Annotated in this window: 35 protein-coding genes; 18 read left to right on the top strand and 17 right to left on the bottom strand. The window is 37.3% G+C overall.

The features are described from left to right. The first annotated feature begins 6 nt into the window (after positions 1 to 6). On the top strand, positions 7 to 552 hold the full coding sequence (locus tag BOQ62_RS11305; protein WP_129039538.1) for a hypothetical protein: 546 nt from the start codon (positions 7 to 9) through the stop codon (positions 550 to 552). Between the two features lie 17 nt (positions 553 to 569). Here the strand turns inward: BOQ62_RS11305 and BOQ62_RS11300 are convergent, their stop codons facing one another. The 5 genes from BOQ62_RS11300 to BOQ62_RS11285 form a co-directional block, all read right to left on the bottom strand. Continuing rightward, the gene (locus BOQ62_RS11300; RefSeq protein ID WP_129039536.1) at positions 570 to 1,001 is read right to left on the bottom strand and encodes a DUF3592 domain-containing protein; all 432 of its coding nucleotides are present in this window, start codon (positions 999 to 1,001) and stop codon (positions 570 to 572) included. Positions 1,002 to 1,089: 88 nt separating this feature from the next. Beyond that, positions 1,090 to 2,328, bottom strand: a complete 1,239-nt coding sequence (locus BOQ62_RS11295; protein WP_228413971.1) for a serine hydrolase domain-containing protein — start codon at positions 2,326 to 2,328, stop codon at positions 1,090 to 1,092. Positions 2,329 to 2,345: 17 nt separating this feature from the next. Continuing rightward, complete coding sequence (locus BOQ62_RS23185; protein WP_228413969.1) at positions 2,346 to 2,576, bottom strand: hypothetical protein; 231 nt, start codon at positions 2,574 to 2,576, stop codon at positions 2,346 to 2,348. 87 nt (positions 2,577 to 2,663) lie between these two features. Further along, a complete protein-coding gene (locus BOQ62_RS11290) occupies positions 2,664 to 3,242 on the bottom strand; it encodes a helix-turn-helix domain-containing protein (RefSeq protein ID WP_129039534.1) in 579 nt (192 codons plus the stop codon). 103 nt (positions 3,243 to 3,345) lie between these two features. Further along, on the bottom strand, positions 3,346 to 4,806 hold the full coding sequence (locus BOQ62_RS11285) for a hypothetical protein (RefSeq protein WP_129039532.1): 1,461 nt from the start codon (positions 4,804 to 4,806) through the stop codon (positions 3,346 to 3,348). Between the two features lie 471 nt (positions 4,807 to 5,277). Here BOQ62_RS11285 and BOQ62_RS11280 point away from each other — a divergent pair, with 471 nt between their 5' ends. The 11 genes from BOQ62_RS11280 to BOQ62_RS11230 all read left to right on the top strand — a co-directional run bounded on the left by BOQ62_RS11280 (position 5,278) and on the right by BOQ62_RS11230 (position 9,830). After that, on the top strand, positions 5,278 to 5,493 hold the full coding sequence (locus BOQ62_RS11280; protein ID WP_047433885.1) for a RebB family R body protein: 216 nt from the start codon (positions 5,278 to 5,280) through the stop codon (positions 5,491 to 5,493). Positions 5,494 to 5,510: 17 nt separating this feature from the next. Then, complete coding sequence (locus BOQ62_RS11275; RefSeq protein ID WP_129039530.1) at positions 5,511 to 6,089, top strand: hypothetical protein; 579 nt, start codon at positions 5,511 to 5,513, stop codon at positions 6,087 to 6,089. Next, on the top strand, positions 6,064 to 6,252 hold the full coding sequence (locus BOQ62_RS11270) for a hypothetical protein (protein ID WP_129039528.1): 189 nt from the start codon (positions 6,064 to 6,066) through the stop codon (positions 6,250 to 6,252). Before BOQ62_RS11275 ends, BOQ62_RS11270 begins: the two co-directional genes overlap by 26 nt. Continuing rightward, on the top strand, positions 6,249 to 7,079 hold the full coding sequence (locus BOQ62_RS11265) for a hypothetical protein (RefSeq protein WP_129039526.1): 831 nt from the start codon (positions 6,249 to 6,251) through the stop codon (positions 7,077 to 7,079). The genes BOQ62_RS11270 and BOQ62_RS11265 overlap by 4 nt, the downstream gene beginning before the upstream one ends. A gap of 30 nt (positions 7,080 to 7,109) precedes the next feature. Beyond that, complete coding sequence (locus tag BOQ62_RS11260; protein WP_129039524.1) at positions 7,110 to 7,493, top strand: hypothetical protein; 384 nt, start codon at positions 7,110 to 7,112, stop codon at positions 7,491 to 7,493. 21 nt (positions 7,494 to 7,514) lie between these two features. Then, on the top strand, positions 7,515 to 7,742 hold the full coding sequence (locus tag BOQ62_RS11255; RefSeq protein WP_129039523.1) for a RebB family R body protein: 228 nt from the start codon (positions 7,515 to 7,517) through the stop codon (positions 7,740 to 7,742). Between the two features lie 463 nt (positions 7,743 to 8,205). After that, the gene (locus tag BOQ62_RS11250) at positions 8,206 to 8,463 is read left to right on the top strand and encodes a RebB family R body protein (RefSeq protein WP_047378383.1); all 258 of its coding nucleotides are present in this window, start codon (positions 8,206 to 8,208) and stop codon (positions 8,461 to 8,463) included. A gap of 82 nt (positions 8,464 to 8,545) precedes the next feature. Further along, entirely contained in the window at positions 8,546 to 8,803 is a 258-nt protein-coding gene (locus BOQ62_RS11245) for a RebB family R body protein (protein WP_164976728.1), read from the top strand. An 80-nt stretch (positions 8,804 to 8,883) separates the two neighbouring features. Then, a complete protein-coding gene (locus BOQ62_RS11240; protein WP_047378385.1) occupies positions 8,884 to 9,141 on the top strand; it encodes a RebB family R body protein in 258 nt (85 codons plus the stop codon). Between the two features lie 85 nt (positions 9,142 to 9,226). Next, positions 9,227 to 9,484, top strand: coding sequence for a RebB family R body protein (locus BOQ62_RS11235; protein WP_129039519.1), 258 nt, complete (start codon positions 9,227 to 9,229; stop codon positions 9,482 to 9,484). A gap of 82 nt (positions 9,485 to 9,566) precedes the next feature. After that, entirely contained in the window at positions 9,567 to 9,830 is a 264-nt protein-coding gene (locus BOQ62_RS11230; protein WP_047378387.1) for a RebB family R body protein, read from the top strand. Between the two features lie 67 nt (positions 9,831 to 9,897). On the opposite strand, the gene BOQ62_RS11225 is transcribed toward BOQ62_RS11230, so the two are convergent. Genes BOQ62_RS11225 through BOQ62_RS11210 form a run of 5 tightly spaced genes read right to left on the bottom strand, consistent with a single transcriptional unit; the run spans position 9,898 to position 12,649 of the window. After that, on the bottom strand, positions 9,898 to 10,578 hold the full coding sequence (locus BOQ62_RS11225) for a response regulator transcription factor (RefSeq protein WP_129039517.1): 681 nt from the start codon (positions 10,576 to 10,578) through the stop codon (positions 9,898 to 9,900). A gap of 8 nt (positions 10,579 to 10,586) precedes the next feature. Beyond that, positions 10,587 to 11,336 (bottom strand): sensor histidine kinase, encoded by a 750-nt coding sequence (locus tag BOQ62_RS11220; RefSeq protein WP_129039515.1) that lies wholly within the window; start codon positions 11,334 to 11,336, stop codon positions 10,587 to 10,589. Further along, positions 11,306 to 11,932 (bottom strand): hypothetical protein, encoded by a 627-nt coding sequence (locus BOQ62_RS11215; RefSeq protein ID WP_129039513.1) that lies wholly within the window; start codon positions 11,930 to 11,932, stop codon positions 11,306 to 11,308. Before BOQ62_RS11215 ends, BOQ62_RS11220 begins: the two co-directional genes overlap by 31 nt. 4 nt (positions 11,933 to 11,936) lie before the next feature. Next, positions 11,937 to 12,068 (bottom strand): hypothetical protein, encoded by a 132-nt coding sequence (locus BOQ62_RS23875; RefSeq protein ID WP_262708327.1) that lies wholly within the window; start codon positions 12,066 to 12,068, stop codon positions 11,937 to 11,939. Further along, the gene (locus BOQ62_RS11210) at positions 12,065 to 12,649 is read right to left on the bottom strand and encodes a hypothetical protein (protein WP_129039511.1); all 585 of its coding nucleotides are present in this window, start codon (positions 12,647 to 12,649) and stop codon (positions 12,065 to 12,067) included. The genes BOQ62_RS23875 and BOQ62_RS11210 overlap by 4 nt, the downstream gene beginning before the upstream one ends. Positions 12,650 to 12,853: 204 nt before the next feature. On the opposite strand from BOQ62_RS11210, the gene BOQ62_RS11205 reads away from it, so the two are divergent. The 3 genes from BOQ62_RS11205 (at position 12,854) to BOQ62_RS11195 (ending at position 15,339) form a co-directional block, all read left to right on the top strand. Further along, complete coding sequence (locus BOQ62_RS11205) at positions 12,854 to 13,489, top strand: LysE family translocator (protein WP_129039509.1); 636 nt, start codon at positions 12,854 to 12,856, stop codon at positions 13,487 to 13,489. 174 nt (positions 13,490 to 13,663) lie between these two features. Next, a complete protein-coding gene (locus BOQ62_RS11200; RefSeq protein ID WP_129039507.1) occupies positions 13,664 to 14,527 on the top strand; it encodes a helix-turn-helix domain-containing protein in 864 nt (287 codons plus the stop codon). A gap of 89 nt (positions 14,528 to 14,616) precedes the next feature. Beyond that, positions 14,617 to 15,339 carry a siderophore-interacting protein gene (locus BOQ62_RS11195; protein ID WP_129039505.1) on the top strand — a complete coding sequence of 241 codons (723 nt, stop codon included), beginning with the start codon at positions 14,617 to 14,619 and terminating at the stop codon, positions 15,337 to 15,339. A gap of 114 nt (positions 15,340 to 15,453) precedes the next feature. On the opposite strand, the gene BOQ62_RS11190 is transcribed toward BOQ62_RS11195, so the two are convergent. From BOQ62_RS11190 to BOQ62_RS11175, 4 genes are all read right to left on the bottom strand, one after another. Further along, positions 15,454 to 16,032 carry an NAD(P)H-dependent oxidoreductase gene (locus BOQ62_RS11190; protein ID WP_129039503.1) on the bottom strand — a complete coding sequence of 193 codons (579 nt, stop codon included), beginning with the start codon at positions 16,030 to 16,032 and terminating at the stop codon, positions 15,454 to 15,456. Beyond that, complete coding sequence (locus BOQ62_RS11185) at positions 16,029 to 17,051, bottom strand: saccharopine dehydrogenase (protein WP_129039501.1); 1,023 nt, start codon at positions 17,049 to 17,051, stop codon at positions 16,029 to 16,031. Before BOQ62_RS11185 ends, BOQ62_RS11190 begins: the two co-directional genes overlap by 4 nt. A gap of 53 nt (positions 17,052 to 17,104) precedes the next feature. Beyond that, positions 17,105 to 17,671, bottom strand: coding sequence for a Crp/Fnr family transcriptional regulator (locus BOQ62_RS11180; protein ID WP_129039596.1), 567 nt, complete (start codon positions 17,669 to 17,671; stop codon positions 17,105 to 17,107). Positions 17,672 to 18,249: 578 nt separating this feature from the next. Then, a complete protein-coding gene (locus BOQ62_RS11175) occupies positions 18,250 to 20,019 on the bottom strand; it encodes an aminopeptidase P family protein (protein WP_129039499.1) in 1,770 nt (589 codons plus the stop codon). A gap of 217 nt (positions 20,020 to 20,236) precedes the next feature. On the opposite strand from BOQ62_RS11175, the gene BOQ62_RS11170 reads away from it, so the two are divergent. Genes BOQ62_RS11170 through BOQ62_RS11160 form a run of 3 tightly spaced genes read left to right on the top strand, consistent with a single transcriptional unit; the run spans position 20,237 to position 21,980 of the window. After that, a complete protein-coding gene (locus BOQ62_RS11170) occupies positions 20,237 to 20,674 on the top strand; it encodes a DUF6526 family protein (protein ID WP_129039497.1) in 438 nt (145 codons plus the stop codon). A gap of 22 nt (positions 20,675 to 20,696) precedes the next feature. After that, positions 20,697 to 20,864, top strand: a complete 168-nt coding sequence (locus tag BOQ62_RS11165) for a phosphatidate cytidylyltransferase (RefSeq protein WP_129039495.1) — start codon at positions 20,697 to 20,699, stop codon at positions 20,862 to 20,864. A gap of 9 nt (positions 20,865 to 20,873) precedes the next feature. Further along, positions 20,874 to 21,980 (top strand): DNA topoisomerase IB, encoded by a 1,107-nt coding sequence (locus BOQ62_RS11160; protein ID WP_129039493.1) that lies wholly within the window; start codon positions 20,874 to 20,876, stop codon positions 21,978 to 21,980. A 128-nt stretch (positions 21,981 to 22,108) separates the two neighbouring features. Here the strand turns inward: BOQ62_RS11160 and BOQ62_RS11155 are convergent, their stop codons facing one another. From BOQ62_RS11155 to BOQ62_RS11145, 3 genes are all read right to left on the bottom strand, one after another. After that, complete coding sequence (locus BOQ62_RS11155) at positions 22,109 to 22,999, bottom strand: helix-turn-helix domain-containing protein (RefSeq protein ID WP_129039491.1); 891 nt, start codon at positions 22,997 to 22,999, stop codon at positions 22,109 to 22,111. 191 nt (positions 23,000 to 23,190) lie between these two features. Further along, positions 23,191 to 25,068, bottom strand: a complete 1,878-nt coding sequence (locus BOQ62_RS11150; protein ID WP_262708326.1) for a TonB-dependent receptor — start codon at positions 25,066 to 25,068, stop codon at positions 23,191 to 23,193. A 44-nt stretch (positions 25,069 to 25,112) separates the two neighbouring features. Next, the gene (locus tag BOQ62_RS11145) at positions 25,113 to 25,436 is read right to left on the bottom strand and encodes a hypothetical protein (RefSeq protein WP_129039487.1); all 324 of its coding nucleotides are present in this window, start codon (positions 25,434 to 25,436) and stop codon (positions 25,113 to 25,115) included. Between the last annotated feature and the right edge of the window lie 86 nt (positions 25,437 to 25,522).

Here is a 25,522-nt window from a genome sequence, read left to right as displayed (position 1 = left end):
GACAAAATGAAGAAAATGCTATTTCTGGCCTCGGCTCTCCTTGTTCTCAATTCATGTGTGGTAAGAACGGCTACCAAAGTAGTATCGGGAGCTGTAAGCTTAAGCTATAAAGCAGTAAAAGGAACGGTAAACGGAATCAGCTGGGCGGTAAGCAAAGCAAAAGGAAAGATAGATGAAGACCGTGTGGATGGCACCTGGAAAGTAGTGGGAGTATACCGTGGTTCTTTTGAAGATTTTTCTAAAGATCAGAATCCGGATGGTTCTTTTACTTCAGAATGTACGGAAGGTTTTGATCAGATCGTTTTCAAGGCGAAAAAGTCCAAATTCAAGCCTGTACACTGCAGTACACAGGATGAAGACTGGGTAAAATATTCTATGGAGTTCGGGAAAAATCCATCAACAAAAGAAAAGGAAAATTATATAGAATACAATTCCAACAATTATATTTCTGTGATTGATGTGAATAATAAGACGATGGTTCTGGAAGGAAACCTGATACCTAAACTGGCATTTTCGGGAGCTAAATTATATCTCCTTGAAAAAGTAAAATAAAAATACAGAGGGGCAGGTTATTTTAAAAACTGGTTGGCAATAAAATAACCTCCTCCTACTACCAATAATGGCAGTGCTATTGAAGTCAGTATCAAAGGCCAAACAAAGATTCTGAAATAGGTATACAGACTTACGGAAGACGGATCATCAGGATTATAAATCACAGTTTCTGTCTCTCCTACTGACCAGGCTGAAGGATTGGTACCTTCCGGCAGTTCATAAGTATATTCAATATTATTCCGGGTCTGGAAGGTAAAGAGAGGACTAAATACGGTTCCGTCTGAGTCCTTGTATTCCCTCAATGAAGTAACGGTTGCCGTTGCCTTTTCTGCAGTTTTTAAGAATGTGAGGGTATTTCTGAGGCTCAGCAATGCTGCTGCAAACAGAATGACTCCTGCTCCAAGGATGAGATAATATTGCCACATAGCTTTCTTTTTATTTCGGTTCATAATAGGGTATCCTGGAAACAAACACATCTATTGTATTTATTTCCAGATCAATAACCCGAATATACAAAGATTTTCATTGCATAAGCAGTTATCTGGTTTCTATCTCTACAATCTTTTTTCCTTCTTCACCCAGATAATGAAGTACGAGCTTTTCATAAACTTTATATCCGTCATCCACATTGGTAAAGATTACAATTCCCTTTCCTGAATTAGGCAGTACGATCGTAATACATCTTGTTCCCTGATCTGCTCCACCATGAGATAATGCATATTCACCATTTCCAAGATCATAAAATTCAAAGCCTAACCCGAAATATTTATTTTCTTTAACCTTTATCTGCTTTTTGATCATTTCTTTAAAAATTTCAGGCTTCAGATTTTTTCCTTTCATCACATTGACCATAAAATTTCCATACTCTTCTACCGTGGTATGCAGATCATCGGCAGCATTAGCCGTTTTGATTTTTTCTACAGGGTAAGCCTCTCCTTTTTCGTTATATCCTGTTACAAATCTTGCCTCATCAGTAGTTTGATCCCAAATATAGTTTGTATCCCTCATCTTGAGAGGTTTAAAAATCAATTCTTTAGCGAGTTGATCCAACGATTTTCCAAACTTCTTTTCGAGCGCTTTCCGAAGGTATTCAAATCCTTCTCCGGAATATTGATATTTTGTACCGGGATCAAATTGAAAGTTCAGTTTTTTGTCAGTACTCATCCATCTCCAGTTGGGAAAACCGGTCTGATGGCTCAGAATAATCCTTGTTGTCAGTTTCTGATGTCTTGGATCGTTGATGATATCAGGATCTGTCCAGTAAGCATCTAATGGTTCATCCAGTTTCCATTTTCCTAAGCTTATCAGACGTAAGGCTACCATTGCTGTAATTGGTTTAGTGAGAGATGCCACATTAAATAAGGCATCAGGAGGTGCTGAAGTTCCTTTTTTTATTTCACCAAAAACTTTTATCTGCTTCAGCTTTCCTCCTTCAATAATTCCTAATCCCAGAGCAGGAATTTTATTTTCTTTCAGCCAGCTTTCCATCGACTGATCATTATCAAACATAGTTTCACTATCAGTAGTCTGCTTTGGATGATGATTAAAACTTAATGAATTTTTAAGCTTCCACTCAGCGTCTTCTAACATCCAAAGGTGAGTGAACTTTGCTTCCCCGACTAATTTTTCAGCCTGATTTACTGCTTTTTCATAAAACAGGTGATCTCCATTCTGAATAGCAGCATAGATCTTTCCATCTTTATACATGGGATAAATTTCCGTGCTTTTCCCCACCAGAACTCTCTTCAGCTGATAGGTTTCCGGAGATTTGCACAATCCGGTTTTAAAATCATTTATAAATTGCTTTCTGTCTTCATAGCCGCCTTTATCATGATAAATTCAAAAGTATCGCTTAGCATACTTTCCATCTGACTGATGTTGCAGGTATTGTAACCTTTGGAAAAAAACAGACTGTCTTTGGACATCACTGTTTTGTAAAGAGGATCTGTATCTTTTATTTGTGCCTGTGCTATGCTAAAGAATAAAGTACAGAGAGGAAGAATAATCTGAATCAACTTTGCCATTGTTATTTTTTTGACAAAGATTATCTTTTCAATCGTTTTTTGATTAAAAATGAACCCGACAAAAACCCGACAAAGTCCTGACATACTTTATATCATGCTGAATTTCAGATAGAAATACAATTTCTTATTCCTGTCTATTTCGGCAGCATTCCGGATAATAATAAACACATTGGAGAGAACAATCAGGGCCATAAGGATCAGTGTAAACGGTCTTCCGAGCTTTAAAAAGATCCCGATGATGAAGATAATAGGAGCCATTACTGTCCAGATCATCTGAACCGAGATTATTTGTCTTACGAGATCATTTTTCTGTTTCATGGTAAACATCAGCAACAATGGAACGAGAATATTCAATGGAGGTAAAAGGATAAATAATAATGATGAAAGGTTAATGATTTTAATGTAAGAATAATTGACCGGAATGGAAATTGGCTCTTCTTCTACTTTTGTTTCAACTTCATCTGGCTCATTAATGATCGGCAACGGGGTCTGTGTTAATTCAAATTCTTCGATTTCCAAAGCCTGCGCCAGTGTTCTTAACGTATGTCCCTTAGGTTCTGTTCCGGACTCTATACGTTGGATGGTTCTCACAGAAATTTTTGATTTCTCTGATAGTTCTTCCTGAGTCAGATTTTTTTGTTCTCTTATGGCTTTTAATTTGGACATCGTATGCCTTCCCATTAATTATCTTGGCTAATTTACAGTTTTTAATAGGAATATCAATAGAACAGCATTCTGTACAGTTGCAGAATGCTGTTCTATTGAATTTCTAGCCTATTTCCGAGCTCTCTAATAATCTTTCATAGCTTTTATTTCGTTGCCCGATAATACGTTGATATCCTGTTTCTCTTTCTACCCAGTCTGAGGGTTGTAAATAACGGAGAATAATCTTCATATCAAGTTCGCTGAAACCTTCTGAAAACCTTTCTTTGTCTTTTTTAAGTATCGGGGTTGGTGGAATTTGATCTTTACGAAAGGGAGCCATTTCGGGACCTGCAAATATTTTTTTTCTGGCTTCACCCTCATTATCTATTATTTTTATCTCTTTCTTCAGATCATTGATATCTGGGCTATCCGCAGCTTGACCGCTATTTTCCAAATCTTTAATTCTTTGTTCTAAGGGGGCTTTTCTTTCCTTAGTTTCTCTGTTGATTTCCTGGATCCGATACTGAATAAATTTACCGGATCTTGTAGGAGGTTCTGTTAATACAAGCCGTTCATATCCGGTTGCTCTCCCTCCTAGTGCTGTTTCACCATTTCCGTTATCGAACCATGTGGTCATTCTGCCTCCACTTTCACTTCCTTCTTCTTCCATATACCGAACCTGATATCCCAGCATAGCCATTACTTCCAGATTACCACTTCTGAAGCCAAGATGTTTTACATTCTGAAAGTGTCTCTGAAAATAATCATAAAGCTTGAACTGCCCCAAACGGGTGTTTCCTCCCCAGGCATCCAGTGCAGGAGAGTTTCCTTTCCAGAATTCTGTAATATTGAATACCTTTCTGGATTGATAGTGTACATTAATCTCATTGGCTGTTTCATCATATTTCTTTGCTCTTTCTTTCACATATCCTTTATCTCCGGTAATGATAACGGCATCATACATATCCGCCACTCTGTGTACAATCTGCTTAATTCCCCAATAACTGGTATCATGTTCTATATGAATATCTCCGCCTTTTCCGCTGAAACGGGACCATAAAATCAGTAAATTATTTCCGCTTGTAGGTATTCCCTGTGTTTCCAACCATATTTTGATTGCATCATCCTGACTTCCGTTGATTTCCCAAGCAACTTTTAATTGGTTCCTCATTTCCTCAGAAAAATTTTTGGCGATATACTGAGTTCCCTCTCCTACAGGCTTGTAGTATTTATTTTCAAATGCTCTTTTTGATAAATCATTTTTATATTGCTCTCTTATGATATTGAATGCTTCCATTTTCAGCTGACTTGCCAATCCGGGAGCTCTCACTTCATTCACATTATGAGTATGTATCCTGTATTCTTCTATTCCTGAGCTTCTGTAGAACTCTCTAATTGATTTACTCTTGTCATACGGATCTCTCACATTTTCATGTTCATCCATCGTTGTAGATATTAATACATGGTATTGTTGATTGTTGATCAAGGTTGCCGCAATAGCAAACATATCTCCTGTGGCGTATCCCGGCTGCACTATTATAAAGGGAATTACCACTTCCGAATTTGTGTTGTTCTGATTATTCATATTATGATTTTAAATGTTAGAATAGATGATCAGACAAATTTCAAGGTAAAGCGATGGCTGATATAGAGGGGATGCACCCATTTTCGGAAACTCAGGGTTTACCCGTATTTACGGATGATGTATTCGGGTTTCGAGCGTTCGAGCGTTTGAGTGTTTGAGTGTTTGAGTGTTTGAGTGTTTGAGTGTTTATCAAATTAAACTTATAGAATTGTTTTTGGGGTTATTATTTTTAAAATACGATTCATTCTTTCAAAATTTCACTCATGAGAGAATTCCCTTATTTTTTAAAATTCAGTTTTTTCCCTTAATCAAAATATATTTTGTTTGATGAAATTTGTATCAGACAAAAGAGATCAACAATCTCCCAGTAAAGACTTAATCAAAAAATAATATAAAGGTTGAGTTGAAAGAAAAGTCTTTGAAAAAAGATGTTTGAAAATAAAAACAATAGTAACCCATTAAAACAAGAATATGGCAGATACAGTAAACACCCAGACTACAGATGCAGTAACGCAAACCAACGTTACCGTACTTGGTGAGTCTCCCGCACAGGCTATGAGTATGCTTTACCAGATGGCCACCCATGCCAGTGGTATTTCCATTCAGAATTCTGTGACAAACCAGCAGAACTTGAACCAGCTCAACCCTGCGATTGTTGCAGATGCCATTAAAATTTTAAAAGGATAACCTAAAATCTTACCATCATGAGTGAACACAACAGTGAAAGCCAACAATCCCAGGCGGCCAATGCTACCACTCCGGCGGAGAAAGCTGTAGTATTTGTGAACAGTGAGGTATTGGCTCCCCCTAAGGCTTCTCCAATGACCGGAGTAACGAAAGTAATGATAGAACAGTCTACAGGAATGATGGTTCAGGATTTACAGTCTTTTTTAAAAGGATTCGAGCAGGTAGGTCTTATTGCATTAAGCAGGTTAGCCAATAATTTACTGACCTATGGAACGACTTTCGGGCCAGCTCCGGGAAGTAAAGAAACCTCTGTTCAGATGTCAGAGAATCTTCAGGGTCAGGATGCAGGAAAAGGAAATGAAATGATGAAAGACTTATTCAAAATGGTAAGTGAATATGCTGAAGTAAAGGCTAAAATTTCCAATACTATTTATAATGTCAACACGCTTCCTGTCTCAGAAGCACCTCCTTCTCCCCCATCTTATACGGAAGTAATTCCTGAGACTGAAGATCCTGAAAAAAAAACGAGTAGATCCGGTTCCGGAAAAAGTCTCATCAGAAAACGAAGGCATGAGAAAAAGCTTTATCACGGCTGATCATGGGGGAAAATTAGTATTAAAGTCAGTTAAACTGGCACAGCCACTCGTAAAACCAGAGATTAAAGAAGCAGTAATTCATTCAGATGATTCTGAAGAAAGCCCAAAGAAAAAAACAATAATCGCCCAACTCATTGAAAAAATTAAAATAAATAAGAGATGAATTATTCCTCAGTAACCAAACCCGCCAAAATTTTAAACCTGGAAAGTTTAAATGATTTAAATGAAAGACTGTATCTGATCAAAAACAGTGAAATCAATTATCTGGACACCAAAAGTGCAGAACCTAAAAAGACGGAACACAATTCGGAGCGTTTTGTATTTAATCTTCAGACTTCTGATATTAATATTCAGCCTTCAATAAGACTGGTGAACTGCCTCAACAGAGGAGGCAAAAGGTACAATCATTTTCAGTCTTTTGTGGTAGAACCTAAAGATAAATCGACAGGAATTGCCGTGATCATGGTCAAACTGGATGATCCAAAGGTCTTTTACTGCAATGTAAGAATCTTACCGCTTACCACCCTGAACGAAATTGCTGTTCCGGATTATGATTCAAAGCTTCTCACTATTAATCTTGAAAAATCAAAATGGACGCTCAAAACTGATATTACCATCACGCCATCAAATACAGGTGAAGCGCAATATTCTGTACATGATGTGGATGTAAGTGCCATTTCAGAACTGGTGACTCAGGATGAAGTGGTTGCATTAAAAAGGGAACTGGAGTTTCAGGCTTCCAAGCTGATTGCCCATTACTTTCAGGAAATCTTAAGTATTGTGGTGAATGAAACACCTTCATCCGGTACCAAGCCGCTTATCATTCCGGATGATTATATTCTAACCCTTCCTCCGCATCAGTTGAAAGAAATGTTGTCTGCCAGTGCGATCTCAGCATGTATCGTTTTAGAGATAACGGGATATAACGTGGTTAAAGATCTCAACCGCGACTGGAAATCTGCTTCTGCATTTATCAATTATCTGCTGTAGTAAGTTGTATAATTTTTCAAAACAATAGGTATGCGCAGAAGAATCCGCAAGAAAGCTCCCGTTCCCAAAACTCCGGTACCCGTGACAGAACCAGAAATGATAGAAAAAGAAATCATGCCTTTTGTCTTGAAGCATGAAGATGAAATCGTGAACTATATCAAAGACAAAGCTGTCAAAGAGACCATGAAATCGCTTGCTCCTCTCCTGGAAAAGCTGGAAGAAGCTGTAAAACAGCAGGAATCTGCACAGATTCAGATTGCCACACCAGCTCCTCCTGATACTCCTGTCATGAACTATGAAGAACAGTTGAAAAAGCTTCAGGAAGCGTCATCGGCAAAGGTAAAAGAGAAGGAACTCAAAATCATGGACCGAATGAATAAACTGAATGCCAGATTCGGCAATATCAGACCTTAAAACCATCAAAATTAAATTAATATGGACGAAATTAATGTAATCATTACAGGAATGTCTACTGCCGTGCCTCAGGCTATTTCAACACAGGTAAGTGCTCATTCTACCGGACAGATGCAGATCAATTCTGCATTAAATCAACAACGGAACAACATGACCGGGATCAGCAATTATGTCATGGGCTTAAAAAAGATGAGTCCAAAAAATATGAAAATCAGAGAACTGGATGCCTTAAGAAAAGGACGTTTCTGATTCAATTTCCCAAAAACTACGGATGCGGTTTATTTCCCTGCAAAGATGAAAGCTGGTGCCCTCAACATAATACAATCAGGTCAACATTTATTTTGCACTTTCTTTCAGATGCTGTCTATGCCCAAAAGCAGTCATTCAGAATCCATATTTGCCCAAAGGAATCCGGCATTATCAGCATACCTGCAGGGATTTATTTTTAAGACAGATATTAAAATTAAAAATAGAAGCCGCATCCTTTTACCATACAATATGCTTTAAACTCGCGCAGATTTTACAGATAGGGTTTCAACCATTGTATTCAGAGCCACCCTTCAAGTCTAATTTATTCATAACCTGTCAATACCAATGCCTTTGAAATCTTTTCATCTGGAGGATCTGTGGTGAGTTTAAAAATACAACATAAAACTAGTTTACCTTAAATAATTATTAACCGAGATTCAATCTCAAAAAAACAATTACAATTATGCCAGTTAATGAACAAATCACAGACGCAGTAACGCAATCTAACGTGAAAGTAGTAGGAGAATCTCCTGCAATGGCTCTAGCCAACGTGTACCAATCTGCTGCACATTCTACAGGAATTATGTTTGAAAATGCAGTGAATGCACAAAACCAACAGAACATTTTGGGTCAGGCAGCAACCACTCAGGGTATTCTGCAGATCTACAGCCTGGATACGGTAGCAGATGCAGTTTCAATTGCTAAGATCCTTAAGCCTTAATTTTTTAACCTTTTTTGAGAAAAAGTCATTCTCTAAGCCGGAAAATCCGGTCGTTTTTTAACCTTAATAAACCAAAATCATTATGCCAGTTAACGAACAAATCACAGATGCAGTAACCCAATCCAATGTAAAAGTAGTAGCAGAATCTCCTGCAATGGCGATCGCTAACGTGTACCAATCTGCCGCCCATTCAACAGGAATCATGTTTGAAAATGCGATGAACAATCAAAATCAGCACAACATCGTGACACAAGCAGCCACTACGCAGGGTATCACTCAAATTTACAGTAAAGATACCATTGCTGATGCTATTTCAATTGCTAAAATTCTTAAACCTTAACCCATTTTGCATACCGCAGAATACAATCATTTCAGAGCCGGAACACCCGGTTATTTTAACCCAAATAAACAATAATCATTATGCCAGTAAACGAAAAAATCACAGACGCAGTAACACAATCCAACGTAAAAGTAGTAGCAGAATCTCCTGCAATGGCTTTAGCTAACGTGTATCAATCTGCTGCACATTCTACAGGAATCATGTTTGAAAATGCAGTGAATACGCAAAACCAACAGAACATTGTCTCTCAGGCAGCCACTACACAGGGTATCACTCAGATCTACAGTCTGGATACCATTGCTGATGCTGTTTCTATGGCGAAAATCCTTAATCCGTAATTCATTTTTGCGAACAGCTTAAATTCCTTATCCGAACAACCGGATCTTCCGGTTGTTTTTTAACCCCAAATAAACAATAATCATTATGCCAGTAAACGAACAAATCACAGACGCAGTAACACAGTCGAACGTAAAGGTAGTTGCAGAATCTCCTGCAATGGCTATAGCCAACGTATATCAGACAGCAGCACATTCTACAGGAATCATGTTTGAAAATGCAGTGAGCGCCCAAAACCAACAGAACGTTGTCACTCAGGCAGCTACTACACAGGGTATTGCACAAATCTACAGCCTGGATACTATAGCAGATGCTGTTTCTATGGCAAAAATCCTTACTCCGTAATCCATTTTCGGACCTCTTTAAAACTATTATCTAAACAACCGGAAAACCCGGTTAATTTTAACCCAAATAAACAATAATCATTATGCCAGTAAACGAACAAATCACAGACGCAGTAACACAGTCGAACGTAAAAGTAGTAGCAGAATCTCCTGCAATGGCTTTAAGTAACGTATATCAATCTGCTGCCCATTCTACAGGAATCATGTTTGAAAATGCAGTAAATGCACAAAACCAACAAAACATTTTAGGTCAGGCAGCCACTACTCAGGGTATTCTGCAGATCTATAGCCTGGACACTGTAGCAGATGCAGTTTCTATTGCTAAAGTATTGAATCCTAAATTATAGTGTATTTTTAGATTTCTTGTTATCAGGGAGTACAGTCATGTGCTCCCTGATTCTTTTTGGGTAGAAACTATTTATCAAATAACACAATTTCATCAGGATCTATCACCTTATTTTGTACGGCATAAATAACGAGACCTGCCATGTTTTTCACCCCGGTTTTAATCATAAGATTGGTCTTATGGGTTTCTACGGTTTTGGGAGAGATAAAAAGAGAATCTGCAATTTCCTTAGTACTCAGCTGCTGGCAGACCAGTCTTAAAACATCTATTTCTCTTTCTGTGAGTTCATTTCTGGAAAAAGCGTGAAATTCCGGAAGTTTATTGGAGAGCTGGGTTCTCATGACATCAATCTGATCATTGGAAAAATAATGTCCCGTATGATGAACGGTTTTGATGACAGCCAGCAGTTCTTCCAATTCAATTTCTTTTGGTAAAAAAGCATGAGCTCCCATCTTCAGCATTTGTCCCATGAATGAGCGGCGGTAAAAGCTGGAAAGAACAATGATTTTAGTTTCTGTTTCCCTTTTAGACAATTCAGCCATTACTTCAAGGCCGTCACCGTTTGTCATCCTCAGGTCAAGAATCAAAATATCTAAAGCTGCGGAATCCTGCTCTGTGAGAAACTGATTCCCGCCTGTAGAGGTCAGAGCAATCTGATAGTTTCCATTATTTTCAATATAATTTTTCAAAAGCTGTACAAACAGCAAATCGTCATCTACAATTCCGATTTTAATTGTTGAGTGTTCCATTTTTATTGTTATTGTATTGCCATACAGGCAATGAATTTTGTACCTTTTTCAGGCTGGGTTTTAAGTTTATAGGTTGCTTTAATTTTTTGTGTCCGTGACTGAATATTTCTCAGACCAATACCTCCTGACTGGCTTTCTGCGATAAATCCTCTGCCGTTATCTTCTATAGTAAGCATCAGATAGTTCAGAGAGATTCTTAAGGTGACTTCTACTCTGGTCGCTTCAGCATGCTTCAATATATTGGTGATCAGTTCCTGTACGATTCTGAAAAGATTAAGTTTCACAGGACTGCTGATGTGTTTTTGTATGGAGATATGCCGGAAAATCACTTCTATATTTTTATTAATCTGTTCGAGATAATCTGCAATCAAATCCGCCAGTTCAATTTCATCAAGATCCGGTGGTGTAAGATTATGTGACAATTCCCTGATCAGCTGCATAGACCTTTTTAAATCACGATTAAGCTCCTCAGGATTTTTATCATTAAGATTCAAACGGAGAAGATTCAACTGTGAGATGATATTATCGTGAAGCTCTTCTGCCAGACGTTCTCTGTCCTGTTCCTGTAAAAGCAGGATATTCTCCCAATGTTCATTTCTTGTATTCCGAACTATCCTGGAGACCTTCTGCTTGTTTTTCTTTATACTTTTTAAATAATTAATCACCAATAACGTAATCAATAATGTTGTTAAAGAAAACAGCCCAATACCAATCCATATCCATCCAACTATCTGATCCTGATTTTCCCAACGCCACATCCCAGATTAATAAAAGAAATATACAAAGACAATAGCAGAATGCCTCTGAAAAGCCAGATAGGTGCTACCCAGTTCAGGTGGTTGCTGATTAAAAAATTATACGTAGTGGATATGAGACATTCTATAGAAAAAAACAGAAAAACAATGATGTTCACAACAAACATATTCCTATCTGTTCTTCCTTCCTTAATGATTTTCATAAAATAAGAGGCCGCATAACTACAAATAATAATACTGGTGATAATATTGGAATAAAAAGTAACCTTCGTAGCATCCTGAACGTACAGCACATTAGTAATCAGGGTCACTATTGCATAACAATAGATCATCCATTTTACTTCACGGGAAAGCTGGATATAATAATTGCCATAGATCACCGTAAGAACAATCAAACCGAAAAACTGGCTCAACGTATAATTGTATGTATTGAGTGCATTCAATTTCATCATTCGGCCGGCCAAATCGGTCAGCTCAAGCATGAATTCTCCTAAAAGAAGTACGATCACAGAAAGTTTAGTTTTTATCCCTTCTTTTACTACTATAATCAATCCTGCACATAAGACGAGATTAATAGTGATCTGTAAATACAGGGACAAACTGTTATACGAAAACACTCGTGCTTTGCTTCAAAAGTTGATAATCATTAAGAGTATCAATAATGGTAAAAGGAGGTCTTGGGGTAGAATAATTTTCTGCAGTCTCGCTCATATGATCAATTGCCAGACTTTTCACGGTAATAATTTCAATATGATATGGAAAATCAGAATCCTTTTTTCCAGATCATCTGTAAGTCCGAAGAAGCTTGTACAGGTCTGAGCTCCGGTAATTCCCATTTTCTCATAATCTGAAAACGGTATGGAAATCAACTGAAAGATATCTTCTGTTTTCTGAGCCTGCAGCCATGAAGTCCCAAACATATTCCATCTGAAGTTTCGGTTAATAGCGGATTCCGCTGTGATGGGAGGAACGTCTAGCACAATATCATTACTACTTTCTATTTTGGATTCACTGAAATTCCGTAAAAAATCTTTGGTAAGAATTGTATTGAAATCGGCATCTTTATCACTTTTAGAATCAATTAGGAAGAATTTCAGCTGGCCTTCATGAATGCCCACATAGGCATGAATCATTTTGGGTTCTGCTGTTTCAAGATTTTTTTTCCATTGTTCAATTTCTTCACCTGAAACGCTGAAGTGAGTTCCCTGATTTAAAAAAATCAATATTTCTGCCCCTTTTATATCAATTCCATTTTTGTAAGAATCAATAAGATTTTTCCATTTTCTGATAGCTTCAAAGATGTTTTCAGTAGTCATGATAATATTTATTTGTGAATGATAATTATTTTATGTGTTGAAATTTACAAAAAAAACAGACTGGTATTTGTTTTTAAATCACATTCAAGTGGAAAATAAAAATTAACTGAATAAAAATTAATCATTCTTTTGTTTTTCATAAAATTAAATCAGAAACACCTGTATCTTTGTACCGGAAATCCACTTATTTAAAGAAGTACTCCCATGATTCCATTTCAAGAACTTATATTTTTTATCCTGGCTGCGCTTATCTTAGTAATCAGCCCTGGTCCTAATATGATTTATCTGATTTCAAAGTCTATAACCCAGGGGAAAAAGTCCGGGTTTATCTCATTGGCCGGAGTAGTATGTGGGTTTTTATTCCACATCATTATGGTTTCTTTCGGTCTGACAGCTGTTTTGCTGGCTGTACCACTGGCTTATACTGTGCTTAAAACACTGGGAACCATCTATCTTTTATATCTCGCTTATCAAGCTATAAAACCTAAGAGCAGGAATATTTTTGATGTTGACAGGAATGTTGCTTATGATAGCCCCAAAAAGCTTTTCACCATCGGTTTTTTAACGAATGTATTGAATCCAAAGGTAGCTGTATTTTATTTGTCATTCTTCCCTCAGTTCATCAAACCTGAGTACGGTTCTGTCTTCACACAAAGCATAGAATTGGGAGTTATTCAGGTTCTGATTAGCTTCAGCATCAACTTTGTCATTGTATTAACCGCTGCAAGAGTTGCCTTATTCTTTTCCAATAATCCGGTCTGGATAAAAATTCAAAAATGGTTTATGGCCAGCGTACTGACTTATTTAGCCATAAAAATGGCCTTTTCAAAAGCAAAATAAATCCGGAACAGGTTTCTTTCTGTTCCGAATTCCGGTGTATATTCATATAAAATCTGACTTGAGGAAAGCATCATGATTATGCACCGCAAATTTGAGATTAATCTTTTGACTGTGAAACCGTGAAAATACGTAATTTTACCGTTCCGTATTATCCTCATCACAACAGGTTTAAAGATGAAACAGACCATTCCCACTTATGATTTAAACGGCATTACCCATCATCAATTCCATATCAAAAGAATGGATAAACGGACTCATGATGCTGAAGATATTCTTTTGGATAAAGGAATACACAGGGACAGTCATTACATTTTCACCTCCATGGAAAGCGGCCATGTAAGAATGATGGTTGATTTTAAAACAGTTGAAGCCAAAGATTCCACTATTTTCTGTGTATTGCCGGGACAGGTACACCAAGGGCTTTTAATGAAAGAGGTCTGCGGATGGTTTGTAGCAGTAAAAGCAGAACTTGTGCCTGACACAGTACGTTCTTTTTTCGATGAATCGTTGGGTGAAATACAACCGCTGCCTATGGATAAAAGTCTTGTCAAAAAGATTAATACAACAGCAAGTCTGCTGCATGCTTCCTATACAAACGAAATGCTTTCCAATAAAGAAGGATTTCTCATCGTTCAGTCACTTCTTAATGCCTTTCTCGGCATGTTTGCACTCACATATTCCCAGAAGAATATTTCTCCGGCTTCAGGAGAAAACCGTGCATTACAAATCTCAAGAGCATTCAGGAGCTTGGTTCGAAAAGATTTTAAAACCATGAAAAGTCCATCTGAATATGCAGAAGCCTTAAATATCACAAGAGGATATTTAACAGAAACGGTTCGTGAAGTTACAGGAAAGCCTGCACAACACTGGATTCACCAGGAAATTTTAATTGAAGCCAAAAGATTGCTGGTCTTTACCCATCTGAGTGTAAAAGAGGTGGCTTATGAACTGGGATACAGCGATCATACTTATTTTAGCCGTTTATTTTCTAAACTGGAAGATCAGTCTCCGTCAGAATTCCGGAATCAACACCGATAGGCACTCAACCACGAATAATCCAATTAATTCCCCGAAACTGCTATCGGTATTTTCTGATTTTGCAACGTCCTTTGCAATAAAAATAATTTATGCCAAGCCTACCAAAATGGATCAATGACACCGTAGAAAATGTTTGGTCCTCAAAATTTAAAGAATGTACTGTCAGTCATATAGAAAAAATCACGGATGACCTTTGCCGTATACGTTTTGAAGCCGATTTGCAGGATGTTCCTTATGAGCCTGCCTATGCCGTAGGCATCAGAGTCAATGACAGAGATTTCAGAAATTATTCTCCTTTCAATTTCAACAGGGAAAACGGAACTTTTGATGTTTTGTTTCATCTTCATGATGCATCTGCTGCAGGAAGTCATTTTGTAACTCAACTCACTAAGGGAGATTCCATCAAACTTTTAATGCCCAGAGGAAAACAATTCTTTGCTCCCGATGCCAGAATTCATTTTTCTGTGGGAGATGAAACTTCTTTGGGAAGCTCTCTTTCAATAAAAGAAGCAGTGGAAGAATCCGGTTCTTCATTTATTTGTCTTCATGAACTGGATGAGTGCTCTGCACTGGAAAAGCTTAATCTATATGGCTACCATAGTCCTAAAAACAATACCATGAGAATGATTGAAGCTTTGAATGACTTTCTTAGAGAAGAAAAGGAGACAATCTATGATAATGAAGTTGTATTTTACCTCACCGGAAACGGAGAAAGAATGTCATTAATCCGAAAATTTCTTAAAGCAAGAGGTGTTTCTCCCAAATGTATAAAATCACAGGCGTATTGGATTGAAGGTAAAAAAGGATTGTAAAAATGGAAATCAAAGTATTTTTACTTTAATAATGAAACTTTATCTGATAATAAAAAGCTATTATTATCAGATAAAGTTATTATTACTTTGCTACCTAAAAAAATAGGGTGCAGATTATTTATGTTTCTTCCCTGATTCCTTTACTTTTTTCAACCATTGAGCCCGCTGCTCCTCTTTAGAATTCCTGATAATTCCAATATAAGTCACCTTTACCGGTTGTACCCCACAGTATTCAAGGATAGATTTCCTAAGCTGATTTACGCTGGGCCTACCAAAAAACATACGATAATACCATCCAGGTTGGTCTAATGTTGTTATGATATAGGCTGTTTTACCTTTCAAAAGTTTATCCCACCATACCGAATTTTCACGGTATTTATAGGCCATTCCCGGTAAGAAAAGCCGGTCAATAAATCCTTTCATCAGGGCAGGAAATCCTCCCCACCAGACCGGATGTACCCAAACCAAATGATCTGCCCACTGAATAATTTCCCAGGCTTTCATCAAATCCGGCTCAAGCTCCATTCTTTTCTGATACCCAAACTGTAAATTAGGATTAAAGTTTAAGTCTCTTATAACTATTTCTTTTACTTCAGCTCCTGTTTCCACTGCTCCCAATCTGTACGCTTCTGCTACCCCAAAGGTGAAGGAATCTTTATTAGGATGTCCGTTAATAATGGCTATTTTTTTCATGATGTGACATTGATATTGATAGAATCATAAGCATTAAGCTGTGCCATTAATGATAAAGGCTCATGCAGCTGATGGCTGAAATACACTTTATTTTCATGGGGATTTCTCAAGAGCTCTTCAGTATGCAAAACAGCAGATAATGCAGTGAGCTCTGCCTGTCCTTTCAAACTTTGAAGACTCAATTTCTTTTGCGCGGACTGATCATTGACTACAATTTCAAAGACCGTCTGATCTCCGTTTCCGCTTGACGCAAAGATCATTTTCCGTTCTTTTAAAGACAGAATATTGTAAATTCTGAGGTATTGAAATGATCCCAGCAGCCAGGTAATGAATTTTGAATTGTAGGTCATCTTCACACTCACATCGGAAATTCTTTCTACCCTGTTGAGAATGTACAAATCCGGCACATCAAAATTATATGCACTCCTATTTCCTATTCCATAAGAAAAATTAAAAGCTTCTGTATCTAAGAAATGTCTGATGGCAACCGGTTTATCACTTTTATAATGCACAAAAGGAACCGCCACATTTTCCGCCATAAAATGAGCAGAACTCTCCCCTGCCAGATCTTTCACAGAATAGTAGACAAAGAGTTTTACTTCATTAATATCCCCAGAATCTGAAAGTGTATTAACCAATCCGGGAACAATACCTCCCATCCAGCCTGAACTGAATACAATTCTGCTTTTCACTTCTGCATTTTTGGCAATATCATAAGCTTTTACCAGAGCGTGAGTAGGTTTTGTAATATCCAGATAGTCTATTTGATGAGTAATTGCATAATGAAGTACATGATCTTCTTTATCATTCACGGAAAGAATGATGAGATGTATTTTTTTGTCGGAAATAATTTTAAAAGAGGAAGGATCTGTAACATCGATCTTCAGGTCTTTATCTGTTTTTCCGCCTTTTCTGCCTCCAATAAAAACAGTAACATGAGGATTTCTTGATTTCAGGATTCGGGAAATTGTCTTTCCAACCAATCCATTTCCTCCGATAATTAAAATATTTTGCTCCATAACTTTTTTTGACAAAAGTAGAGCGCTGCTGTTTCAATAAGCAGGACAAATGTCTAAAAAGAAATTTCCTTTCTGATACGGCTCAGGTGGCGTTGGGTAATGCCAAGGTAGGAAGCCAGATACTGCAATGGAATGTTTTGAATATAAGCAGGATGGTTCTTTACTAATGTTTCATATCGCTGGGCTGCGCTGTTTCTCTGAAGCTGAAAAAACCGTGTTTCAAGTTCAAGATATTCCTGTTCTGCAATAATCTTTAAAAATTTCGTCCAGTTTATGCTATTCTTCACCAGTTCATCTACCGCTTCTTTTTTAATAATAATCACCTCAGCATTGGTAATAGCCTGCATACTTTCTTTGCTGGGACATCCGGAAACAAATGAGGAATAGGCCGCGATCATATGATTGGGAAACCTGAAGCAATAAGTCATATCTTTTCCTTCATCAGAAGTATAAAAAGAACGGAAAATACCAGACTTCACCAATCCTACTTCCTTACAAAGCTCTCCTTCCTGTATGAAATAATCATTTTTACGGATAAGTCTGAACTCAGAAAACTTCAAAAATTCTTCAATTTCCTCTTCTGAAAACAGATTAAAGCTTCGAAAATAGTCTTGTATCATCATTTTTAAAGTAAGATATTCTATTGAAATACGAAAATAGATAAAAAGATGGAAGCAATCTTTTTTATAAACGCAAAGTTTTAAATTTTGCCGAGTTTTAATGTAAAGAAGGCAAAGAGGGAATCAACTTCATTGATTCTTTCTAAGCTCATGCATAGCCATATAGCTTCATCAGCGACTTTGTCGAAGCCTTAGCCCCTTAAGAATAAGATGCTCTAATAGATTCTTTGCGTTTTTATATCAATCAGTTTGAATATTTTTAACTCAAATAGATCCGGCTGATTTCAATTGAAAACAAAAAAATCATCTCAGGACGAGATGATCTACCGTTTTGAATTTACTTGAGTTATTTATGAAGATATGAATGATGTTTTGTTGTAACAAAGATAGGTGAACCCTATTTTTTATGCATCAGTGGAATCCCTAGAATTATATCCGTAAAAATACGGTTGTATAAGAAGAAAAGCCCTGCAGGAAATACCTTACAGGACTTTGGATTATCTAACAATATTCAGTTTACTATTTACGATTCAAGGTTTAAAGTTATGATTTCCATCCACTTTCCACCATTGATTGTATTAAAGAGGGCTTACTAATTGAAGGAACCATTCTTTAACTTCTCCATCCAAGTGTGGAGCAAGCTTTTCTTCACAAGTTTTGTGATAACCATTCAGCCATGCGATTTCGCTTTCTGAAAGGATCTCTTTTACTACTGTATCTTTGAAGAACGGGCAGAATGTTAATGTTTCAAATTCATAGAATGTTCCGTGAATTGTTTTTTCTGCTTCTTTTACGGCAATCAGGTTTTCGTGACGAATTCCATAGTGTCCTTCAAGATAGTAACCAGGTTCATTTGAACATACCATCCCCGGAAGAAGCTCCTGAGGGTTCAGATCTTTTCTGATATTTTGCGGTCCTTCATGTACATTCATGAAACTTCCTACCCCATGCCCTGTTCCGTGGTTGAAGTCTTTCCCTTCCATCCATAGCGGAAGCCTTGCAATAGCATCAAGGTGTACTCCTTTTGTTCCTTTCGGGAATTTCACCATAGATAAACGGATTAATCCCTGTAGCACCAATGTTGAGTTTCTTTTGAACTCTTCAGAAGGGGTTCCTAAAGCAAAAGTTCTTGTAATATCTGTAGTTCCTTCAAGGTACTGACCTCCTGAATCTACCAGGATAGTTTCCTCATTGGTCACTTCTTTGCTTCCTTCTTTTTTGGCAGAATAGTGCATGATAGCACCGTTATCTTTATATCCTACGATAGACCCGAAGCTTTCTCCTACAAAGTTTTCACCTTCTGCACGGAAACCTCTCAACTTTTGCCCGATAGAATATTCATTCATGACTTCTTTTCCTGCATTGTGTGTTAACCAATAAAGGAATTTCACCATGGCAACTCCATCTCTTACCATTACTGTTCTGAAACCTTCCAGTTCAGTTTCATTTTTCTGAGCTTTCATCAGGTTACCAGGAACCGGAGCTTTGATAAACTGATTGTCTGTTTTTAATGTTTCAAAAATCTGTTGGTTGCTGTTCGGAGAAACGAGTACTTTTTCGTTTTTGAAGTTCTTCAGATAGTTGTAGAATTCTTCGTAAGGCATCATTTTCACAAAGGCATCATCCATTTGTTTTCTTGCAGCCACTTCCATTTTCTCTAATCCTGTGAATACAACAGCATCATTTTTAGTAATCACAATGTATCCTAAAAATACCGGATTGCTTTCTACGTCGCTTCCTCTCAGGTTCAGTGTCCATGCAACATCATCCAGGCTTGATATAATGTGTACAGTAGCTTCCTGCTCTTCCATTTTCTGACGGATTGCAGCGATTTTATCAGATACTGATTGACCAGCTCTTTCTACCGGATGTACAAAAATAGGATTAGCAGACGGAGTACCTCTGTCTTTCCAGACTTCTTTTAAAAGCGGAAGATCTACCAAAGTAATATTTTTGGAATTAAATTTTTGAGAAAGCAGTTCCCAGTTAGCATTAGAAGCTGCAACAGCACTTACGGCCACTTTACCACCTGAAGGGATTTCTGAAATAATCCAGTCGATATAATGAGGAGTTCCTTCCATTCCGTCTTTGAAAAGATCAATTCCGGAACCATCCAGCTCAATAGCGGCTTGGGTAAAGTATCTTCCGTCTGTCCAAAGTCCGGCTTTGTCTTTGGTAACTACCACAAAACCAGCAGAACCTAAGAAACCTGACAGCCAGGCTCTCTCCTGCCATTCTTCAGGAAGGTATTCGCTCATATGCGGATCTGCAGAATATACTATAAATGCATCAACATTATTTTTCTGCATTTCTTCGCGAAGTGCAGCCACTTTTTCCTTTGAAGTCATTCTTTTTATTTTTAACCACCGAAAGTTACGAAAAATTTGATGTCTGAAAGGCAAATGTACGTGCTATTTTGCCTAATAAACCTTTCTTTTCAAAGAGGTCTTAAAAAAACCAAAATAGTAAACATATTCAATAAAACAAATCATTTCATAGTAAAAAAAAGCTACCACATTATTAACATAATAAATTTTTGGAAGGATTATTGCTTCATTCTACTTCATGAAACAGCAAAACTATAATAACCACAGGAAATTTTATCCGCCACATCATTTTATTTATCTTCCATTGCTCATTATATTGGAGATTTTAGGAATTTATAAAATCTGGGACGACCCCGGAAATCAGCTGGTTTGGATATTATTTTCCATCGTGATTTTTTTGCTTTTTTATCTGGCATTGATGACACGGCAGCATTATGCACTGGGACTTCAAAACAGAATGGTTGTCCTGGAATTTAAACAGCGCTATTTTGAGATTTTCAATAAAAGATCTGATGAAACCGCTGAAAAACTGAGATTCGATCAGATTGCTGCATTGAGATTTACTGATGATGATGAATTTAAAGAGCTTTTATACAAAGCACTTCATGAAAACATCTCAGGAGATGAAATTAAAAGGTCTATCAAAAAATGGAGAGCTGACCGCCTCAGAATATAACACACCAACAAATTACCTAACTATGAAAAAATGGAGCCTTTACAGTATAACAATATTAAGTTTGTTATCATTAACAAGTTGTGAAGCAGTAGAAACAATTTTCAAAGCAGGGATGTGGTGGGGAATTATTGTAGTCTGTGTGATCGTAGGAATTCTTTTATTGATTTTTTCGAAGGGTAAAAACTCTTAACCATGCTTTATGGAGAAGAATACAGATCTGGAGATGATTTCTCACCTCAAGCCTTCCAAAATTGTTAAAATAATGAAGGATCCGGAAGCTTCTGCAAAGGCGGTACATCTTGTATATACCACCGATGCAGAAACCAACGGAATTACCCGAAAGAAAACAGGAAAGAAATATTCTTATTACAAAGAAGGCGAAAAGGTAAAGAATAAGGAAGAAATTACAAGAATCAACAAACTGGTCATTCCACCTGCCTGGGAAAATGTATGGATCTGTGCTCTTGACAACGGCCATCTTCAGGCAACAGGCTTTGATGTCAAAAAAAGAAAACAGTACCGCTACCATCCGCTGTGGACTGCATTAAGAAATCATACGAAATTTTACAGAATGCTTCAGTTCGGGTATGCGCTACCGGATATCCGGCTTCATATAGAACAGGATCTTGCGTTGAGAAATTTTGAGAAACGGAAAATACTGGCTTTAATTGTAAGTCTTATGCAAAGAACCAACATCCGTATTGGTAATTCTATTTACGAAAAACTGTACGGTTCTTTTGGTTTAACGACATTGAAGGATAAACATGTAAAGATAAAAGGCCAGAAAATCACATTCTCTTTTAAAGGTAAAAAAGGGGTTATGCATCATGTTGATCTTAGAAGCCAAAGACTGGCAAGGCTGGTTCAGAAATGTAAGGATATTCCGGGGAAAGAGCTTTTCCAGTATTTTGATGATGAGGGAAACAGGCATTCTATAGATTCAGGAATGGTGAATGATTATATTAAAGAAATAAGCGGCGAAGATTTTACCGCCAAAGATTTCAGAACATGGTCCGGAACTGTAGGAGCTCTCATTGCTTTTAAAGAAATTGGATATGCCGAAAATGATACCCAGAGTAAAAATAAAATAAAAGAAGCTTTGGATATGGTGGCAGAGAATTTGGGAAATACCTCAGCTGTGTGCAGAAAGTATTACGTTCATCCTTTAGTCATCAATCTTTATGAAAATAATACCATCAAAAAATACCTTGACGAATTAGAAATCATTGAAAAAAATGACGGAAAAGCCGATCTGACGAAAGAAGAAAAGCTGGTTCTGAAGATCCTTGAAAACGAGAAAATGTAGGAAGCTTGCATGTCAATAGTGAATGGTGAATTTGCTTCGCAGTGAATTTTCATTCTGTAATTCACCAACCCATTGACGATGCACTTTCGCAGCAAAATTGACTATTGACATTGTTAATTTTCATCCTTTCAAACTGAAATTCTGCTATTATTCAAAAACTGGATTCTGTATTCCTTCGGGGTAATTCCTGCAATTTTTTTGAAAAGCTGGGTGAAATGGGATGCGGTATGAAAATTCAGTTCATAAGCAATCTCTGCAATATCTTTACTGGAATGAAGTAATGCTTTGCTGTAATTGATATCAATCTCATTAATCCATTGTTTGGGTGATTTTTGGGTTACGCCTTTGACGCATTTGTTTAGATAGCTTTCTGTGACGGACAGTTTATCGGCATAAAAAGCTACTCTCTTTTCCCCCACATGATATTTGAACAAAAGATCCCGAAACTGAAGAGACAGCTCCATGGGGCGTGTCGCAGATTTGTGATGGGTATCAGAATCTGTGCTCAGCATTTTGATTAGGATAAGATGAAGCATCGTCACTACTACATCATTGATATTCAGGTTATTCAGCCACAATTCCTGTTCCATAATCGGGAGAAGTTGGGTAATAGTCCCGTAAGTCAGGCTGTCAAGATTCAGGAATGGAGTCATGAAAAAGATACTGCTTTTATGTTTCGGCAGTTCCTGTTCTGACAGAATGTTATTTTCATAGGCAAGAAAAAAACCTTCAATATCGTCTGATAGTTCTACTGTTGCGGTGATTGTTCCTTGTTTGATAAAAATTACACCTCCTTTTTCGGCATGATATTCTTTATTTTCAAGATATTGTTTAATATGTCCGTTAGTAACGAAAATAATAAAATTGAACGTGGTACGATACGGAATCACCGGCATCAGAATACCTTTAAGATAATTTTCTATCCGATAGAGTTGTATATCAGCATTATTGGCTAATATCTTATCCGTAATATTCGGAAGAAAAAGCTTCTTATATTGAAAATTGGAAAGTACTTCCATATCCTTGTTATGATTATTTAAAGTTATACAAAATATTTTTAAAGCAGAGAAGGCAAAAGAATGAGATCTTAAAAGGATTAAAAAGCGAAATCGTAAAAATAATAACCCCCGGAAACACGTATCCCGAAACCAATAATTTATTCTCTCCAACCCTTATACTCTCAAGCACTCTTACCCTCTAACTCTCTTACTTAGAACTTATAATACACTCCTACTCTCACTCCAAACGGGCTTCCCGGGGTATAGGTAAGATCAGTAATAGGTTCTGCCTCTCCTTTTAATTGAGTTTCTGTTGCAAACTGGGCTTCATTCCATTTTACATTGAAAAGGTTGTTAATTTGAAAATTGGCTCCCCATTTCTGACGGTTATAAGAAAGCATAAGATCATTTACAAAATAAGGTTTCGTTCTGATGCTGTTATCCTCTACCGCAGGTCTTGCTCCCAGATATCGGTACTGAAGTCCCAGAGAAAAACCATTCAGGAAATCCCAGTTGACAGATCCTGTGCTGGTCACAACCGGAGCCAACGGAACGTAATCCTGTCCTTTTTCTTCTTCGGTAAATCTTGCATGGGAATAATTAATATCTGCATTCAGATAAAAATTTTCCAACGGCTGGAAACGAATTCCAAGATCAGCTCCAAAACGTCTTGATTTCCCGGAAGGCTCTACTACGGCATCATCTCCTACATACACAAATTCCTGTTGAAGATCCATATACCATAAGGCCGGAGTAATAATCAAGGATTTGAACGGATGTAACCTTACTCCAAAATCCGCACCTATAGAGTATGGAAGTGTATTTTCTTTTTTATTGGGAACCGCGACTCTTAAATCATTGGAGTGGAAACCCATCCCTGTTTTCAGGAACCACATCACATTATCGTTCTGAGCATAGGAGAAATTCAGTTTTGGACTTAACCTTGTTGCTTCTTTTGACTGTCCGGAAGGTAATTGCTCCACATCCAGCAGATTGTGCATATTAAAGATAAAATGATCTACTCTCAAAGCCGGATTAATAGTCCATTTTCCTGTTTTCCATATTAATCCTGAATAGGCATGCAGATTGGTTTCCGTTCCCGTCACATCCGATAATCTGTCCAGCAGAAGATCTCTGTGATACACATGATTAAGCTGTAGCGTATTAATATCATCATTTCTTAATCCGATTCCTGAAGTCCAGTTTAAAGAACTGTTGGCCAAGGAAAAAGTCTTTGTATACTTTACTTCGGCTCCGTAAATATTCCTTCCGTCAGTCTGCTGAATTTCATCTCCGTGCTCCTTATCTTTTAAATTAAAAGTAAAATCAGAATACAGATTGAAGTTATACTTTGAATAAAAAGCCATAGCATCTATCTGCTCAGAAGGAGAAATAATATGTTTGAAGTTCATCTGAAGGTTTGTTCTGGAAGTTTTTCCACCTTCTGTAGGATCTATGCTTCCCCATCTTCCGATAATTCCTTCATCTACGGCACGTTCCGGAATCTGTCCGGAAGCATTCCATGAAGAATTAAATGTAGAAAACTGGATATTGAAATAGTCTTTATCAGTCAACCATTGATTGTATTTTCCAAAGATATTAACCCTGTTAAAATTCTGTTTTACATCGAAAGGTCCATCCGTATAATTGTATTCTGCAGCTATGTAAGCATTTTTTCTTCCCAGATCATCATGCAGAATATTGAACATTCCCAATACTCTTTTGGAGTTGAAAGAACCTCCTTCCAGCTTAATCATACTGTTTTTCAAACCATTATAGGTCTGAAAATCTACATATCCTGCGGTGTTAAAGTCTCCACGATCCATGTAATAAGCTCCTTTTCCAAAATCGATATTATTGACCGTTTCAGGAATCACAAAGTGTAGGTCAGAATATCCCTGGCCGTGCGCATGGGAAACAATGTTCACTGGCATTCCGTCTACATTCACGCTTACATCGGTACCGTGATCAGCATCAAATCCTCTTAAAAAAAGCTGTTCTGCCTTTCCTCCTCCAGCATGTTGTGCAATAAATAATCCGGGAACTTTTCTGAGCAGATCCTGCGCAGAGCTTACTGGAAATTTGTTCAAATCAACCTTTGTAATGGCTGATAAAAACGAACTGTGATTGATCGCTACTTCGGAAATCTGAAAGGGCTTATGCTGTAAAAAATAATTTTATTTTTATCATCATCATTGGTCACTACCCATTTTACCTCATCGTATCCCTGTCGGCTGATCACAAGAGTATCTGGAAGAGATTTTACAGGAACTGCAAATGTGCCGTCTGTTGTGGTATGAGTATGACTGTTTCCGTGGTCGTATTTCACCAAAACATCTGCGATGGGAAATTTGTCATCTGCATCTTTTATCAGCAACTGTTTTTCTGCTTCCTGCGCCATCATTTTTCCACTGAACATCATAACCAGAAATACGGCTGCTATTTTTGTTACTTTCATTTTTTAGTTTAATTATATTTTGATTTTAGAAATTAGAAGTTAGAGGTTAGAAATTAAAGGAATATCAATAGTGAATTTTGCTTCGC

This window comes from Chryseobacterium sp. CH21 (genome assembly GCF_004119445.1).
In the GTDB taxonomy this organism is placed as follows: domain Bacteria; phylum Bacteroidota; class Bacteroidia; order Flavobacteriales; family Weeksellaceae; genus Chryseobacterium.
This window is presented reverse-complemented; position numbering and strand designations above follow the sequence as displayed.

Bases quoted from the DNA above. Each gene is read 5' to 3' on its own strand.
- BOQ62_RS11305 (WP_129039538.1), top strand. From the start codon at position 7: ATGAAGAAAATGCTATTTCTGGCCTCGGCTCTCCTTGTTCTCAATTCA.
- BOQ62_RS11300 (WP_129039536.1), bottom strand. From the start codon at position 1,001: ATGAACCGAAATAAAAAGAAAGCTATGTGGCAATATTATCTCATCCTT.
- BOQ62_RS23185 (WP_228413969.1), bottom strand. From the start codon at position 2,576: ATGGCAAAGTTGATTCAGATTATTCTTCCTCTCTGTACTTTATTCTTT.
- BOQ62_RS11290 (WP_129039534.1), bottom strand. From the start codon at position 3,242: ATGTCCAAATTAAAAGCCATAAGAGAACAAAAAAATCTGACTCAGGAA.
- BOQ62_RS11285 (WP_129039532.1), bottom strand. From the start codon at position 4,806: ATGAATAATCAGAACAACACAAATTCGGAAGTGGTAATTCCCTTTATA.
- BOQ62_RS11280 (WP_047433885.1), top strand. From the start codon at position 5,278: ATGGCAGATACAGTAAACACCCAGACTACAGATGCAGTAACGCAAACC.
- BOQ62_RS11275 (WP_129039530.1), top strand. From the start codon at position 5,511: ATGAGTGAACACAACAGTGAAAGCCAACAATCCCAGGCGGCCAATGCT.
- BOQ62_RS11270 (WP_129039528.1), top strand. From the start codon at position 6,064: ATGAGAAAAAGCTTTATCACGGCTGATCATGGGGGAAAATTAGTATTA.
- BOQ62_RS11265 (WP_129039526.1), top strand. From the start codon at position 6,249: ATGAATTATTCCTCAGTAACCAAACCCGCCAAAATTTTAAACCTGGAA.
- BOQ62_RS11260 (WP_129039524.1), top strand. From the start codon at position 7,110: ATGCGCAGAAGAATCCGCAAGAAAGCTCCCGTTCCCAAAACTCCGGTA.
- BOQ62_RS11255 (WP_129039523.1), top strand. From the start codon at position 7,515: ATGGACGAAATTAATGTAATCATTACAGGAATGTCTACTGCCGTGCCT.
- BOQ62_RS11250 (WP_047378383.1), top strand. From the start codon at position 8,206: ATGCCAGTTAATGAACAAATCACAGACGCAGTAACGCAATCTAACGTG.
- BOQ62_RS11245 (WP_164976728.1), top strand. From the start codon at position 8,546: ATGCCAGTTAACGAACAAATCACAGATGCAGTAACCCAATCCAATGTA.
- BOQ62_RS11240 (WP_047378385.1), top strand. From the start codon at position 8,884: ATGCCAGTAAACGAAAAAATCACAGACGCAGTAACACAATCCAACGTA.
- BOQ62_RS11235 (WP_129039519.1), top strand. From the start codon at position 9,227: ATGCCAGTAAACGAACAAATCACAGACGCAGTAACACAGTCGAACGTA.
- BOQ62_RS11230 (WP_047378387.1), top strand. From the start codon at position 9,567: ATGCCAGTAAACGAACAAATCACAGACGCAGTAACACAGTCGAACGTA.
- BOQ62_RS11225 (WP_129039517.1), bottom strand. From the start codon at position 10,578: ATGGAACACTCAACAATTAAAATCGGAATTGTAGATGACGATTTGCTG.
- BOQ62_RS11220 (WP_129039515.1), bottom strand. From the start codon at position 11,336: ATGTGGCGTTGGGAAAATCAGGATCAGATAGTTGGATGGATATGGATT.
- BOQ62_RS11210 (WP_129039511.1), bottom strand. From the start codon at position 12,649: ATGACTACTGAAAACATCTTTGAAGCTATCAGAAAATGGAAAAATCTT.
- BOQ62_RS11205 (WP_129039509.1), top strand. From the start codon at position 12,854: ATGATTCCATTTCAAGAACTTATATTTTTTATCCTGGCTGCGCTTATC.
- BOQ62_RS11200 (WP_129039507.1), top strand. From the start codon at position 13,664: ATGAAACAGACCATTCCCACTTATGATTTAAACGGCATTACCCATCAT.
- BOQ62_RS11195 (WP_129039505.1), top strand. From the start codon at position 14,617: ATGCCAAGCCTACCAAAATGGATCAATGACACCGTAGAAAATGTTTGG.
- BOQ62_RS11190 (WP_129039503.1), bottom strand. From the start codon at position 16,032: ATGAAAAAAATAGCCATTATTAACGGACATCCTAATAAAGATTCCTTC.
- BOQ62_RS11185 (WP_129039501.1), bottom strand. From the start codon at position 17,051: ATGGAGCAAAATATTTTAATTATCGGAGGAAATGGATTGGTTGGAAAG.
- BOQ62_RS11180 (WP_129039596.1), bottom strand. From the start codon at position 17,671: ATGATACAAGACTATTTTCGAAGCTTTAATCTGTTTTCAGAAGAGGAA.
- BOQ62_RS11175 (WP_129039499.1), bottom strand. From the start codon at position 20,019: ATGACTTCAAAGGAAAAAGTGGCTGCACTTCGCGAAGAAATGCAGAAA.
- BOQ62_RS11170 (WP_129039497.1), top strand. From the start codon at position 20,237: ATGAAACAGCAAAACTATAATAACCACAGGAAATTTTATCCGCCACAT.
- BOQ62_RS11165 (WP_129039495.1), top strand. From the start codon at position 20,697: ATGAAAAAATGGAGCCTTTACAGTATAACAATATTAAGTTTGTTATCA.
- BOQ62_RS11160 (WP_129039493.1), top strand. From the start codon at position 20,874: ATGGAGAAGAATACAGATCTGGAGATGATTTCTCACCTCAAGCCTTCC.
- BOQ62_RS11155 (WP_129039491.1), bottom strand. From the start codon at position 22,999: ATGGAAGTACTTTCCAATTTTCAATATAAGAAGCTTTTTCTTCCGAAT.
- BOQ62_RS11145 (WP_129039487.1), bottom strand. From the start codon at position 25,436: ATGAAAGTAACAAAAATAGCAGCCGTATTTCTGGTTATGATGTTCAGT.